Origin of the sequence: Bacteroides sp. 51, from assembly GCF_010500965.1 — a bacterium.
In the GTDB taxonomy this organism is placed as follows: domain Bacteria; phylum Bacteroidota; class Bacteroidia; order Bacteroidales; family Bacteroidaceae; genus Bacteroides.
On record NZ_QVMI01000015.1, the window covers coordinates 186,175 to 201,944 of the forward strand.

At 41.5% G+C, this 15,770-nt stretch carries 6 protein-coding genes; all 6 read left to right on the forward strand.

The features are described from left to right. The first annotated feature begins 150 nt into the window (after positions 1-150). The 6 genes from D0T87_RS12710 (at position 151) to D0T87_RS12735 (ending at position 15,502) form a co-directional block, all read left to right on the forward strand. Positions 151-1,152: a class II fructose-bisphosphate aldolase gene (locus tag D0T87_RS12710; protein WP_163175504.1), complete on the forward strand. Its 1,002-nt coding sequence runs from the start codon at positions 151-153 to the stop codon at positions 1,150-1,152. 142 nt (positions 1,153-1,294) lie between these two features. Further along, positions 1,295-5,356 carry a two-component regulator propeller domain-containing protein gene (locus D0T87_RS12715; RefSeq protein WP_163175505.1) on the forward strand — a complete coding sequence of 1,354 codons (4,062 nt, stop codon included), beginning with the start codon at positions 1,295-1,297 and terminating at the stop codon, positions 5,354-5,356. Between the two features lie 240 nt (positions 5,357-5,596). Beyond that, positions 5,597-8,161 carry a hypothetical protein gene (locus tag D0T87_RS12720; protein ID WP_163175506.1) on the forward strand — a complete coding sequence of 855 codons (2,565 nt, stop codon included), beginning with the start codon at positions 5,597-5,599 and terminating at the stop codon, positions 8,159-8,161. A gap of 339 nt (positions 8,162-8,500) precedes the next feature. Then, the gene (locus D0T87_RS12725) at positions 8,501-11,365 is read left to right on the forward strand and encodes a TIM-barrel domain-containing protein (RefSeq protein ID WP_163175507.1); all 2,865 of its coding nucleotides are present in this window, start codon (positions 8,501-8,503) and stop codon (positions 11,363-11,365) included. Between the two features lie 5 nt (positions 11,366-11,370). After that, entirely contained in the window at positions 11,371-13,116 is a 1,746-nt protein-coding gene (locus D0T87_RS12730; protein ID WP_163175508.1) for a hypothetical protein, read from the forward strand. Positions 13,117-13,129: 13 nt separating this feature from the next. Further along, positions 13,130-15,502: a hypothetical protein gene (locus tag D0T87_RS12735; protein WP_163175509.1), complete on the forward strand. Its 2,373-nt coding sequence runs from the start codon at positions 13,130-13,132 to the stop codon at positions 15,500-15,502. Positions 15,503-15,770 lie beyond the last annotated feature (268 nt).

Here is a 15,770-nt window from a genome sequence, read left to right on the forward strand (position 1 = left end):
TAGGCTTCACTTGTTACTTATCACCATCAGTTTAGATTAAATTGTCTGAAATTAGCGGATATTTCTAACAGTCTCACTCCTTATTTAAAACTATTATCATTACTTTTGCGATGAATTTTGATTCACTAACAAATAAATATTTTAAAAACAATGATTAGTTACAAAGAACTAGGCCTTGTGAACACCAAAGAGATGTTTGCAAAAGCAATTAAAGGCGGATATGCTATTCCAGCTTTTAACTTTAACAATATGGAACAACTACAGGCTATTATCATGGCTGCGGTAGAAACAAAATCTCCGGTTATCCTGCAAGTATCAAAAGGTGCTCGTAACTATGCTAACCAGACTTTGTTGCGTTACATGGCCGAAGGCGCTGTTGCTTATGCTAAAGAATTGGGTGCTAAGAACCCTGAAATCGTTCTTCATCTTGACCACGGTGATTCATTCGAAACATGTAAATCATGTATCGACATGGGATTCTCTTCAGTAATGATCGATGGTTCTCACCTTCCTTACGACGAAAACGTTGCATTAACTAAGAAAGTAGTAGAATATGCTCACCAATTCGGTGTAACTGTAGAAGGCGAACTTGGTGTATTGGCAGGCGTTGAAGACGATGTCGTTGCTGAACACCACACTTATACAAAACCAGAAGAAGTTGTTGACTTTGTAACAAAAACCGGATGCGATAGCCTGGCTATTTCTATCGGTACTTCTCACGGTGCAAACAAATTCAAACCAGAACAATGTACTCGTAATGCAGAAGGTATCCTTGTTCCTCCTCCATTGCGTTTCGATGTGTTGGAAGGTGTTGAAAAAGAACTTCCAGGATTCCCTATCGTGCTTCACGGTGCTTCTTCAGTTCCACAAGATCAGGTAGCTATCATCAATAAATACGGTGGTGCATTGAAAGATGCTATCGGTATTCCTGAAGAACAACTTCGTAAGGCTGCTGCTTCTGCGGTTTGCAAAATCAACATCGACTCAGACAGCCGTCTGGCTTTGACTGCTGCTGTACGCGAAGTATTTGCTAATCAACCAGCAGAGTTCGACCCACGTAAATACCTGGGACCAGCTCGCGAAAACATGAAGAAGCTGTATATGCACAAAATCACTGACGTGCTTGGTTCAGCAAACAAGTTGGAAGACTAATTCTGTCTTGATATACCATAAAAGGCATCCCATCTGTGGATGCCTTTTTTTGTACCCGTTAAGAAAATAAATAGATGGAATCTTTTGAAGTTAGCCTTTATTGCGTATTTTTGCCACCCAACATTAAATAACAGCACAACACATGGAAATTGAAAAACATCATTTAGTGAAAAGGCTATCTCTGCCCTTTATTCTAGTCTTTTTGTTTTTAGGAACGGCAAGTGCACATAGTTTTAGACAGTATACTGCAAAGGACGGACTATCTAACACAGTTGTAGCTTCTGTTTATCAAGACAGGAACGGGTTGATGTGGTTTGGTACAAACGACGGATTAAACACGTATGACGGATTAAGAATCCAGAACTTTCAAACGACCGAAGAACAATCTTATCTTACTGGTCATACTATCGGAGATATCTTTGAAACAGAGAATAACATATTCTGGGTATTAACCAACTATGGGTTAAACCGGATTGACCATGCCAGACAAACGGTAAAAACCTTCGAAGGCTTTGATCTGAATGTGAAAATAGCAGTAAGTTCTACTCACGATATCTATATCGCAAAAGAGGATAATAGTATATTTTATTATCATGCTGGTGAAGAAGCATTCCAAAAAATACCGGTGAGCGAGCTGGTGTATGATGCTATAGTCGGCATGTTTATTGATCAGGATCAAGCACTTTGGTTGTTTATGGAGGATGGTAATCACCGGTGTTTCTCCATCCAACGTGAGGGAGATGAGGTAAAACTGATAGCTCAAACTGCATTTAAACATCAGGAAGCTGCCTTGTGGTGCTTCTATGAAGAAGGGGAAATTTATTTTGTTGATGCTACTTTGACACTTTATGAGTATAGTATTGCCGACAAAACGAAATACTACATACAGGATATCAATCATCTGATAACTCAGAACGGCGATATCTCTTCAATCATTAAACATTCGGGTGATTTCTATGTTGGCTTTACCAATGGCGGGCTGATCCGTATAAAGAATATGCCCGAACATAAGAACCAGTTTCAGATTGTTGATCTGGCTTTCCGTCCGGGAGTGTTGAGCTTGTGCAAAGACATGTATCAGGATATCGTGTGGGTCGGAACCAACGGAGAAGGAGTATCTATGCTTTTTAATGAAGCTTCTTCTTTAGCAGCAGTGCTGTCGGCAAACTTAAGTAGTTCTATGCAGACTCCGATTACAGCGTTATATAGAGATGACAAACAAACGTTATGGGTCGGTAGTGCAGGAAATGGCATTGTGAGCATTCATGACTATAATCCTGAGCAGGGCACCGGAAGTCGTTCGGAATTCTTCTTACCTTATAACAGTCTGTTGGGTAGTACATCAATCAGTGCATTTGCTCCTAGTTCAAAGAACTTGTTGTGGATTGGGACGGAGAATGGGCTAAACTATTACTCTTATCAGGAGCGTCGTATCAAAAATCTCAATGTAAATGCCGATGGGAAAGTACTTAAACAGGTTAGTTCCGTTTGTGAAGTGAACGATACAACCCTTTGGGTGGCTACGGCAGGAGAAGGATTGGTAAAGGTTCATTTGGTAGGAACCGCCGATTCGCCGATTGTTGCTTCTGCCAAACGCGTGTATGCCGGCGACGGTAGCGAGGCGGCCAATATGTTTACCGTTGCGTATCGGGAAGATGAAAGAACTGTTTGGTTTGGTACCCAGGGAAATGGAGTTTACAAGGTTGATAGTGGAAGTGAGCGTATGGAGAACTTCCTGTTTGCTAAAGGAGAGAACCAACCGCAGAATGATATATATTCGATATTGAAAAACAGTGCAGGTTATTGGTTTGCCACAGGCGAGGGGTTAGCCGGAATGGTAGGTACAGAGAAAACTGTATTCGATGAAAACAATGGCTTTCCGCATAAAACCGTACACGGTATTCTGGAAGATAATAACGGTAACCTGTGGTTGAGTACAAACCGTGGTGTGGTTAAATTCAATATGGAGAAACAAACGTCTCATCTATGCAAACAAGCAGAAGATAAGATGATTACAGGGTTTAGTGATGGAGCCTGTTTCAAAGATCCATTGACCGGTATGTTACTATTTGGTGGCGAGAACGGCTTGGTGACAATCAATGAAAATGATTTTGTTCAGCAAGATTATACTCCGGAGATCACATTCAATGGGTTGTCTGTTTTTGGTAAACGATGCAATATTTACGATTATCTTGTGACTAATCGCGGGCGACAAACCATTCGTCTGAATTATGATCAGAATGTATTTGGAGTTTCTTTTGTGGCCAATGACTATATTGATGGCAAAGAATATACTTATTTCTATAAGTTGAATGAACAAGGGGAGAACTGGGTGGATAATGGAAATACAAATTCGGCATTATTCACTTATCTGGCTTCAGGGAAGTATACACTTTCTGCCAAATATCGGAATAATGTAACGGGTAAAGAAAGTCCTGTTTATCAGGTAACCATACATATACAACCTCGCTGGTATCAGAGCTGGTGGGCGTATGTTTTGTATGTTCTGGTTGCTGTGGGCGTTCTGTACATTGTTCGTTGGGGCTATGTCTGGCATATGAATCGTCGTAAAGTAGTGCTTCTTGCTGCTATGGAACAGAAATTCCACGAATCGGAGGCCCGTGCAAAGTTAGGATTCTTTGCCGGTATGTCTAATGAATTATATGGTTCTTTGGCATTGATTGAGAATTCATCGGATAAGATTCTGGCTAATTCATCGGTAAGTGAAGAAGTACGTAAGTATATCACTTTGATTCAAAATAATAGCCAGCAATTAAAAGGGTTTGTATGTGATTTGAACGAACTTCGCACCCTGGAGGCCGGAGATAAAAAATACGACATTGCCAGTTTGCCGGTATCGGAACTTGCAGACGCTTTAGCTTCTGCCTTTGTAGAACAGGCAAATGATCGCAAAATCAATTATCAGATTAGGATAAAAAATGGCCTGTATTGGATATCGGATAGTTATTACTTATGCCGTTTAATAGGTAATTTATTGTCGGATGCCTTTATACATGTGCAGGACCGCGGCATGGTATCTGTTGATTTGAGGATAAAGGATGCTCATTTATGTATTGTGGTAGTTTATACAGGGGAGCTTCCGAAACTTGATATGCCTGTTGGAGAAGACTTTGATTATATTCAGGCGATTGATCTTCTGGAAAAGGAAGGAAGTGCAGATTCGTCTACTTTCAATAGCCGTTTATTAGCTATAAATTGCGCCATTGCAAAAGACCTGAAAGGTTCTGTGATGGTCGAAGGTGAGGAAGGCCATGTTGTTTATACTGTAACTCTTCCTGAATATCTTCCTGGTCTATCCGATGATGAAGTTGAAGAAGGTAGTGAACAACTTCCGTCTATTTCCCTGCCTAAGAAGTATGATTTATGCGAACCGGTAAAGACAAAACACAGTGCCAACAAGGGTTCTATTCTACTAGTAGATGACAATGAGAATATACAGTGTTTATTTACCGATTTGCTTCATAATACATATAATGTTGAGGCTGTTGCAGACTCAGAGGGCGTAATTGATAAACTACAAAGTGGTAAGTACGATTTATTGATTGTAAAAGCTACTATGCCCGTAATCAGTGGTATTGAGTTGACACGAATGATTAAAGCAGATACGGCTGTCTCTCATATTCCATGTGTTTTGCTGGCTTCTTCAAACAAAGGGGAAGAAAGAAATGCTGCCATAGAAGCCGGGGCGGATTTATACATGCCAAAACCATTCGATATGGAAGCGCTTCAAAAAGAGATTGCGGGACTACTGCAATACAAGAAAGTGCAACAGTATTTCAACTCTACCGAATATAAAGCGTTTGAACTGGGCGATGAGCATTTTGCAACTCCGGAAGATAAAACATTCTTTGAACAGATGATCGGACTCATTGATGCAAATATCAAAGACACTGAACTGTCAGTTGAAATGATCAGTGAGAAGATGGGCTGTACTACACAAGAGTTCTATAGCCGCCTGATAGGTATAACCCGGAAAACCCCTAATGAAATTATCCGTGCATACCGCCTGAGTGTAGCCGAGAGAATGCTGGTTTCAACGAATCTGCCGGTAGAAGAGATTATCAATCGTATAGGAATTGGAAGTCGTAGCAGTTTCTTCAAATCATTTATGCAAGTTCATGGAATGACCCCGAAAAACTACCGCGAGCAACAAAAGAAAGCACTTCTCAGGACGTTATTCTAAAACGGGCTGGCGGCAAGGGCGGCAAAATGCCACACCCAGGTTTATTAAACCGCAGAGTTACGCGGATTTACGCAGAGATAAATTAAAAAGTCTGTGCATAAATCCGCCTGACTCTGCGGTTCACTTTTAGTTTGAAGTAACCGATTTATAATAATTCAACTGAAATGAATGTTTAATAACAACAATATTGTTATATTTGAACCTCGAAAACCACATGTTTAAAGACCTAACTAATATCCCGTGAAAAACCGAACGAAGTATATATTCCTGATTTGCTTTATTTTCTTCACTCAAGCTATACAAAGTAAACCTGAAATCCGGCATGGATTATCATTTAAGTCTTATGAGGTAAAAAAGGAAGAGCGAACCGGTTTAAATCTAAGTTCCGAAGGCCATCTCTCTTTCCAGGATGGTTTTATATTGGAGTTTGATGCAACTTTTAGAAAGGCACATTACAACTTTGGATATATCTTTAGAATAGTCGGGCAAAACGACAAGCACATTGATTTGCTCCTGAGTAAGAAGAAAGAAATTGCCGATCCGAATATTACGGCAATCTGTCGTTCCAGGGAAATACTATTTGATCAGAGCTTTGAAGAACTGGATGTCGATTTTGACACCTGGATGCATGTCAAGCTAATCATTGATTGTGAGAAAGGTCTGTTGAGGCTTTTCCTGAACGATACCAGTTATGAAAAAACAGACGACTATTTTAAGGAATTTAATGTGGTAGATATTCTTTTTGGAATGAACGACCATGTCCATTTTCTGGTGAGCGACGTTCCGGCAATGTCTGTAAAAGATATCACTATAAAGAACCTGGAAGAGAAGCCTGTCTATTGCTGGAAACTATCACAGCATACACCGAATGGGGTATATGATGAAATAAAAGGTCGATTTGCTTCCTGCGAAAATCCCGATTGGATTCTGGATTATCATAGTTTCTGGCAAAAAGAAACCACTTTCACAACCGGACCCAATCCACAACTGTGTTTTAATCAGCAGGATAATATGCTGGCGGTGATAGATAAACATTCTTTTTATTCGTATAACACAAAGAATGGGGATTTTAAGCAGGATGCTTTTAAAGAGGGGTTTCCTTCAGGAAGTAATGCTAATCAATTATTATACGATCCCTTAATTGACAGATTTTTTACTTACGACTTTAAGGATGAGGTTGCTGTATATGACATTCAGAACAGGGTTTGGAACAATAATACGTTGAGTCCTACCGATCCTTCTTATTGGCATCATAATCGTTTCTTCTCTACACGAGATACTACACTTTATACTTTCGGCGGGTATGGATTTCATTTGTATAAGGATGATATAAACACATATCACTTTCCTACCAAGACATGGAATAAGGTAGAATTGCAAGGTGATGTAAAGATCTCGGCAAGATATCTCAGCGGATCGGGAATGATGGATGATAAGACCGTTTTGATTTTCGGCGGATATGGAAACAGAGAAGGTAATCAGGAGCTGTCTCCTCACAATTATTATGATTTGTATACGTATAACACGGAGACGTCAACCGTAAAGAAAATATGGGAGCTTGACCAGAATAAGCATAATTTTGTTGTTGCAAACTCATTAGTAGTAGATACGTTGGAGGGGTGTTTCTATGCATTATGTTTTCCGCATCAGAAATACAATACCAACATGCAATTGTATCGTTTTTCTTTGAGTGAACCGAAATATGAAATACTTGCAGATAGTATTCCTTTTTCTTTTAATGATAATTTTTCATATGCCGATTTATACCTCAGCAATGATAAAGAACAACTGATTGCCGTAACTTCAAATACAAGCAGTGGCTCGGAAGACGCAACGATTTCTGTGTATACATTGGCCTATCCGCCTTTGAATAAGGTTGATCTTTACCAGCAGGAAACCGTAAGCAGCTCTTTGACTTATATTATCGGAACAGTTTTAGGTGCGATAGCGCTATTTGCTATATTCGTTTTCATGAAGCGTAAGAAACGAGTGTTAGCTACAAAAACGGCTGCACAACCTTCGGATGAAAATACTGTCACCAAAGTTGTTTTATCGGATAAACCTGTGAATGATAAGCCAACCAAACAATGTATTTTATTGTTCGGAGGTTTTCAGGTGATGGATAAAGAATCAAAAGACGTAACCGGAGAGTTTGCGCCGATATTGAAACAGCTTTTCCTCCTTATTTTATTGTATACATTGAAGGATGGAAAGGGAATATCTTCTGTTAAACTCCGGGAAATCTTATGGTTTGATAAGAGCAATGAAAGCGCCAAGAATAATCGTGGCGTTTCAATGAGTAAACTCAGGGTTTTGTTTGAAAAAGTGGGTGAAGTGTCAATTAGCGGACAAAGTTCATATTGGACGGTTCAATTCGGCAATGATATTTATTGCGATTATTACGAAGCTTTGACACTGATGGATCGTATATCAGTAAATCCCGTAATCGCCGATATAAAAAGACTTGCATCTATTGTTTCGGCGGGCGAATTGCTTCCTAATTTGCAAACGGAGTGGGTAGACCCGTTTAAATCTAACTTTTCGAATAAGCTGATTGATCTGTTATTAAATATACTTGCCAACGCAACTGCACTTAAACTTAGTCCATCATTGATGATTGACATTGCCGATGCCGTATTTGTGCATGATTCTTTGAATGAAGATGCCTTAAAGATAAAATGTACTTTACTCCTGGAGATGGGTAAAAACGGATTAGCACAAAAAACATATACTTCTTTCATAAAAGAATACCAATCATTATTTGGTGCAGATTTTAAATACACCTTCGAACAGATCATATCTTAAGTATCACCAGGTAGGCAACATAAAACGATTCCCTTTAAGTGTTATGCAGCCAGCATACTATGGTAGCGTCCGTAGGGTAGTATGGTAAGGCTCGTTGGGTACTACCCTGGCACTCGTTGGGCGGTATGGTAGCACTCGTTGGGTAGTATGGTAGCAACCGTAGGGTAGTATGGTACGGAGAAGAATCAAATAAGCACTATTTTTTTATCCTTTTTATTCCAGTTAACCGTACAGTTAACCCCTCAATTAATGGCTTGCCTTAATTTTGTACAAGCAGATTGGGAAACTATGTTTTCCAATCAGTGATTTGCGAGTACATATATAATCATTTTTAAAATCATGAAGAATATCTTAATTGTTATTTTGAGTTTATTATTGGCCCTTCGTTTGCAGGCACAATCTTCGGGCGAATCCTATTTTTGTAGTTCCTGGAGAGGAGATACCACTACTGTGAAGAGATTACAACCCGGTTTGGACGTATCAGGCATTACTGTCGACAAGTATCGTATGCAATTTGATGTCCACGAAAAAGATATTTCATTGAATCGTGAAGTTTGTCCTTCTTTAAAAGCTGCTGAAACCTTGTGGATTAGCTTTCTTATCCATAAAAAAGAAGGCGATAGCCGCTTTGGGTTATCCTTAAACGAGAGTCGGAAAGAAAAACTATATATCGGTATAAATGACTCCCGGAAGATAGTTTTCGGCGATAAGGTGCTTAATCCGGTACTCGAACGTCCGTCATTAGTTCTTATCCGGATTGATTATTCGAAGGAGGGAGATAAGGCATACGCCTTTATAAACCCCAGTGTAGCTTCGGTTCCCGATATTGAGGGGGCTGAGTGGGTACTTACCGGGAATTTTAAATTCGATCAACTGCATTTGTTGGCTGGTAAGGGAACCAGCGGAGATATGAGTAATATAAAACTGGGAACAGAGTTTCAGCAGGTTGTCGATTTAAGAAAAGTAGTGCAAACCGTCAATGAGGGACAACAACAAACCGTAAAATCCTGGAAAAAAGAAAATGAAACCCTACAGATAGAAACCACCGGCGGCACCTTATATATGCAGCCTTTTGTGTCGGGAAGTTTACATATACAATATGGCGACCTCGGAATGATCCGTCAGACTTCCAGCTATGCTGTGACCGATAAGCCCCAAACTTCCGATTTTACGGTAACCGAAGACAGCCGGTCTATCATACTGCAAGCTCCTAACATGAAAGTCCTGACGAATAAGCAAAGCGGACATATCAGCCTGTATAATGCATCGGGTAAGCTGTTGGTAGAAGAATTGCCGGGAGGCGCCCGTTATAACATGACAGGCGATTCTGTTAACCCCTTTTGTAAGTTCAAGTTAAATACCGACGATGCCCTCTACGGACTGGGGCAGTTCAGAGATAAGAAAATGAATCTGAGAAATTCTCAACGCGAATTGATCCAATTCAATACGCAGGCCGCCGTTCCTGTGCTTTACTCAACCGGGGGGTGGGGCATCTTTTGGGATAATCCTTCCCGTACCCTCTTCAAAGACGACCGAAGTGGAATGAGCTTTGTGTCCGATTATGGAAATATAGTCGATTATTATCTTTTTGTAGGCAACAGATTAGATGAACTTATCGCAGCCTATCGTTCGCTGACAGGCCAATCGCCAATGATTGCCGACTGGACGTTGGGCTTCCACCAGAGCCGGAATAAATATACCACACAAAAAGAAGTGTTGGATATATCCCGCCGGATGAAAGAAGAAGGCATACCTTCCAGCTCTATATTCATAGATTATTATTATTGGGAAAAATATGGCACAGGTTCGCACCGGTTCGATGAAACGTTATTCCCTGATATCCCTCAAATGCTCGATAGCCTTCATAATGTATATGGAGTAAAAGTTGTTCTGACTGTATGGCCAACCTTTAAACCCAGTATTCCTAATTATAGCAAGTTGGCTCAACATGGCTACCTGCTGTATGGCGCCAAAGCCTTGGATGGGTTTATTTACGATGCCTTCAACCCGGCTGCCGGTAAAATGTATTGGGAAATGGTTGCCCCACTTGCCGGACAAAATATTGATGGATGGTTTCTGGATGGACCCGAACCCGATCATCCGGCTTCGTTTCTTCCATCAACAACCTACGCAGGTCCGGCAGCTAAGGTGCGTAACCTTTATCCTTTAGTTCATTCTTCAAATTTCTATAACGGATTGTCTGCATGCCGGCCCAATGTTCGCCCTTATTTCCTGACCCGCTGTGCCTGGGCATCACAACAGAAATACGGAACAGCTGTGTGGTCGGGCGATATACCCGCAACTTTTGATGAACTGGAAACACAAGTCACAGCAGGCTTGAACTTTACAGCTACCGGTATACCTTACTGGACCACCGACATTGGCGGCTATTCGGGCGGTGATCCTGCCGACGAGAATTACCGGGAGTTATTTACCCGTTGGTTCCAGTATGGTACCTTCTGTCCGGTGTTCCGCTCGCATGGACGCCGCTATCCGGGAGATCGGAAAACTTCCAATGAACTGTGGGCTTACGGACCGGAAGTACAGCGTATATGTACGGATTATATAAAACTGCGTTACCGGCTACTGCCTTATATCTATACATTAACAGGTAATGTAACCCATCATAGTTACACGCCCATGCGCTTACTTGCTTTTGACTTTCCGAATGATAAGAAAGTGTTCGATTGTAAAGACCAATTCATGTACGGACCAGCCTTCCTGATTTGTCCTGTAGTAAAACCCGGTGCTACTTCCCGCTCCGTATATCTGCCTGCCGGACATACGTGGACAGACTTTAGAACAGGTAATGTTTACTCCGGCGGCACAGAAATAAAAGCCGAAGCTCCTTTAGATTATATGCCTTTATACGTAAAATCCGGTTCGGTTATTCCTTATTATACATCCTTAGAAAAGTATGTAAACACCCGTACACCTATGGAAATACAAATATTCGGAGGTGAAGACGGATCATTTGATTTGTATGAAGACGATGGAAGTTCGATGGAGTATATGGCAGGAAACTACAGTGTTATTCCATTGAAGTGGGATAATGCAAAGAGAACCTTTACTGTGGGTGCCCGTGCCGGAAATTATGGTGAGAAAACCAGAACATTTATTATCCGGTTAAAAGGAGTAGATGGAAAACAAGATATTACCCGAAAGATAAAATATAACGGAAAAGAACAGCGCATAAAGCTATGATAATCATGAACAAATCTGTATGGATTGCCTTGTATTTTATGTTTTTACCTATTGGCAGTTCTGCACAGGAAACCGCTGTCAGAGGATGGATTATCCTATCTAACCATATGGATAACGCCGTTGAAACGATAAAGTCGGCAGCCGAATATAACATCAACCACTTTCAGTTGTCTCATCATATTGTTCACGACCTACGGGAAGTTAAGAATAAATCCGTCCGCGAGCAAGTCAACACGTTGACCCGTTTGGCTCATGAAGAAGGTATAGCCGATGTGTTTTTGTGGGATCACAGTTTTTATCCATTAGATTATTACCCGAGCCGTTTCCGGACGGCTCCCGGTGGAAAGATAGATCTTGATAATCAGGAGTTTTGGGAATGGTATAAAGAGGATTACCGGAAGATGCTGGGTCTGGTTCCGGATATCGACGGGTTGATACTCACATTCATTGAGACGGGGGCTTATGCCGAAAAGCAACACTCAGTAAAGATGCCTACCGCAGAAGAAAAGCTGGCGGCTGTAGTGAATGCCGTAGCCGATGTTGTAATTCATGAGCGCGGAAAGAAACTGTATATCCGTACTTTTGCATATTCTCAGGAAGAGTATGCCGGTACCGTGGGTTGTATTCGTCATATAAAAAGCGATAAAGTGGGATTGATGGTCAAAGAAGTACCCCATGATTTCTTTATGACCCACCCCAATAATACGTTTATCGGAAAGTTTGACCGGCCTACTATTGTCGAGTTCGATACGGGTAATGAATATAACGGACAGGGTGTTATAGCCAACACCTGGCCCGAATATGTGATGAAGCGTTGGAAAGATTACATCAACCAACCTAATGTTGTAGGATATGCGGCAAGAACAGATCGTTATGGGACAACTAAGATCGTAGGAACTCCCAACGAAATACTGTTATATACCTTAAAGCGGATGACAGAAGAACCTACCGTTTCGGCCGAACAGATATACGATGAATTTATCTGTTTGAAGTACGGTAAACGAGCTTTAGCCCCTGTCAAAAGCGCTTTCCAGAAATCGTATGATATCGTAACATCAGTTCTTTATACACTCGGAACGAACCTGGCCGACCATTCTTCATTGAATTACGATGCTAATAAATGGAGCTATAACCGCCATGTATCCGGCAGGTGGATTGACCCGCCTGTCGTTTTCGTGGAACATGGCATTAATAAAGAACTGCATTACTGGAAAGATATCATAAACCATATCTCCCCTCCGCGATACAAAGCACCGGATTCTCCTTTGGCTACCGAAGCCAAATATGCATTGGATAACCATTGGGTTGATCCTTCTGAGAAAATGGATAGTTTATATTACGCTTATATTCTAACAGAAAAGCAATATGGTGTGCAACTGGCTTCGGAGGCTTTAACCGAAATAAAGAAAGCTCGCAAAAAGCTCAAACCATCCGATTATGAAGAACTATATCAACTCTTTAACCGCACATATCTCACTGCCCAACTACATGAAGCTGTTTGCGCTGCTTATTTCGGCTTTAGAATATACATGCGGGAGAAATCGTATCATCCTCAGGATTTAGAGAGAAATATTCATGCCGCTTTAAACAGGGTAGTCTATATTACAGAAGAGATGAATCTTTACCGGGACGCATACCCCATTGGTCAATACGACTGGCTAAAAGATGCGGATAAAGCTTTGCAGTACAGAGAGAAAATCCTGAACGGATGGCCTGAGTACGGCCATCTTAAACTTTCGGAAACAAACTAACCCCTTTTAAATAATGAAGAATATTATAATCCTCTTTTTCTTACTGAACCCCCTTGCAGTATTCTCGCAAACCACTATATACCCAGGCGCTGATGAAAAGAGTCCATCCCGTTCCCAGTATTTCTCCTGGATTAACAATACCAACGAAGGACCAACCGAAGAGCAGACCCTCATAAACCTGGCCTTCTTCGATTGGTTGAAACAGGAATACGGCATGATATTGGATATTTATGCCTTTGATGCCGGACTCATTGACGGCAAGAACTTTTATGGAACGATGGATTCTGAGCGTTTCAAAAGGAATTTCCCTAACGGACTGGCTCCCATTTATGAAAAGGCGAGGGTAAACAATACCCGCCTCGGACTCTGGGGCGGTCCTGACGGATTTGGCGATACTCTCGAAGAGGCCCAAAAGAGAAAAGATATGTTAGTCTCTTTGTGTCGTGATTATCATTGGGCGCTCTTCAAGTTCGATGCCGTTTGCGGCCCTTTGCGGAGAGATAAGGAAGATGATTTTATTGATCTGATGCAACAATGCCGCAGGTATTCTCCCGATCTTATTTTACTGAATCACCGGTTAGGATTGGATAAGGCAAAACCTTACGCTACTACTTTTCTTTGGGAGGGTAGGGAGGCCTATATAGATGTAAATGCAAAGAATAATACGACCGCCCCGCACAACAGGGCGGGCATAATGGATAGAGGACTTGTTCCGGATTTGCAACGGCTCACCGAAGACCACGGCGTTTGCCTTTCTTCCTGCCTCGATTATTGGGAAGATGACCTTATTCTGCATGCTTTCAACCGCTCCTTGATTCTGGCTCCTCAGATTTATGGAAATCCCTGGCTATTGTCCGATGATGAATTCCCTAAGTTGGCCCGGATTTATAATCTCCACCGGAAGTTCTCGAAGATATTGGTTAATGGTATGGTGCTTCCCGATAGTTACGGCAGAGATGCAGTTTCGCGGGGTGATGATAAAACCAGGCTCGTTACACTGAGAAACCTTAGCTGGGACCCCCGCGAGTTTACCGTAAACCTGAATAAAGAGATTGGTCTGAACAAAGGAAAACAGGTTAGCGTGCGTCTGTTTCATCCGGAAGAGAGAATCCTGGGCACCTTCCGGTATGGCGAGTCGGTAAAGGTAGTCGTTCCACCGTTTCGCTCCTTGTTGCTCTTTGCTTCTACAACCAATCAATATAGCGAACCGGGTGTGGAAGGAGTCGATTTTGAGGTTGTAAAGAATATCCCCAATGAACCGATACAAATTAAACTCCTGGGTCTTCCCGGAACAAAAGCCCGGATAAAAACGGCAAACATTCCTCATATAAAGAAGATTGAAATAGAAGGACAGGATGTAACTCAACAACTCAAGGGACAAAACCCTATGGAGATTGCGTTTGAAGGCGAAGCGCTAAATAACCCTTATCACCGGAAACTGGCAGATATGAAGAGGACTCCTATTCCTCATGATGCGGCATCCTTATACGAAGCAACCGTTTTTGCTGCCGATAATAATGCATTGGAAGTCCGTTCCCTTTACCGTTCGGGCGAGACGCAAAACACTTATGTCAAAGCGGCACGGGATGCTTTCTTTCAGCAACCGACATTTATTAACCGCGGGATATGGGATAAGAATTTATTTGATGGAAATATGAATACAGGCTTTTGGGTGTCCAAAAGGGGAGGGCTTGACCATCGGATAAATAAAGGATGCTTCCGGTTAGATCTTGGCGAAGCGCTATTCGTCGATAGTATAATCGTTAAAGTAAACAACGAACATGAATTACAACCCTTATTGATAGCCGAAGGTAATTTTGCACACGTATCATCTGATCTGAAAGCCTGGAAATCTGTTACATTTCTGGCAGATGTAACCATGAATATACCTGTTAACGGAACTATGCGTTACCTGAAATTGAACCCTTTTCCGGATGCCATTGCCGAGATAGAAGTGTATAGCGATGGAAAGAAATTGCAGACAGATGCATTCAGAGCAAGCAATCTGTTTGCAGATTCTAATGCGATGAGGTGTACAGAGGCGTGGGATACTTCTTTTCAATTAAGTGAAATAGCCCGAAATAGTTATCTTTCCGTAGCAATTAACGGAGAACATGGGGTGGAAGGTGCTTACGCTGCACTGAAAGTCGATGGGAAATATGTAGGGGCGCCTTCGCGTGCTGTTTCTTATCCGGCTAATCCGTGGGAGAATTTCGTGGCAAAATCCGCTTCGGATTATACTTACCTCTTCCCTTTAACGGAAGATATGAAGAACAAGAAGATCGAAGTCTTTGTGTTGGGGTATTATCCTATGCAGGTGAAACCGGAGGTGTGGATATCTTCCTATCCGGTGCCTTATGAAGAGAAAATGATGGTGATCTATTAATATCTTAGTATCATAAGTCATACGCTCGTATGAAACCGAAATTATCTCGTAGAGTTGTGGTTACCATTATGTACATGTCGGTAACCACAACTCTACGAGATATTTTTATAACTCTTAAAGATCATGACGATGCTAAAAGAGCCTCATTACTCACGTAATAAGGCTCTCACCTGAGTTTGGCGCTTTTCTCTCATTCAAATTCGTTTCCACTGACATTCAGTGAGTTATAATTTATTTGTATTCAAATAGGGTGTCCCATCTGTGTGTT

What these genes read in the sequence shown, in the direction of transcription:
- D0T87_RS12715 (WP_163175505.1), top strand. Translation starts at nt 1,295, where the DNA reads ATGGAAATTGAAAAACATCATTTAGTGAAAAGGCTATCTCTGCCCTTT.
- D0T87_RS12710 (WP_163175504.1), top strand. Translation starts at nt 151, where the DNA reads ATGATTAGTTACAAAGAACTAGGCCTTGTGAACACCAAAGAGATGTTT.
- D0T87_RS12725 (WP_163175507.1), top strand. Translation starts at nt 8,501, where the DNA reads ATGAAGAATATCTTAATTGTTATTTTGAGTTTATTATTGGCCCTTCGT.
- D0T87_RS12735 (WP_163175509.1), top strand. Translation starts at nt 13,130, where the DNA reads ATGAAGAATATTATAATCCTCTTTTTCTTACTGAACCCCCTTGCAGTA.
- D0T87_RS12730 (WP_163175508.1), top strand. Translation starts at nt 11,371, where the DNA reads ATGAACAAATCTGTATGGATTGCCTTGTATTTTATGTTTTTACCTATT.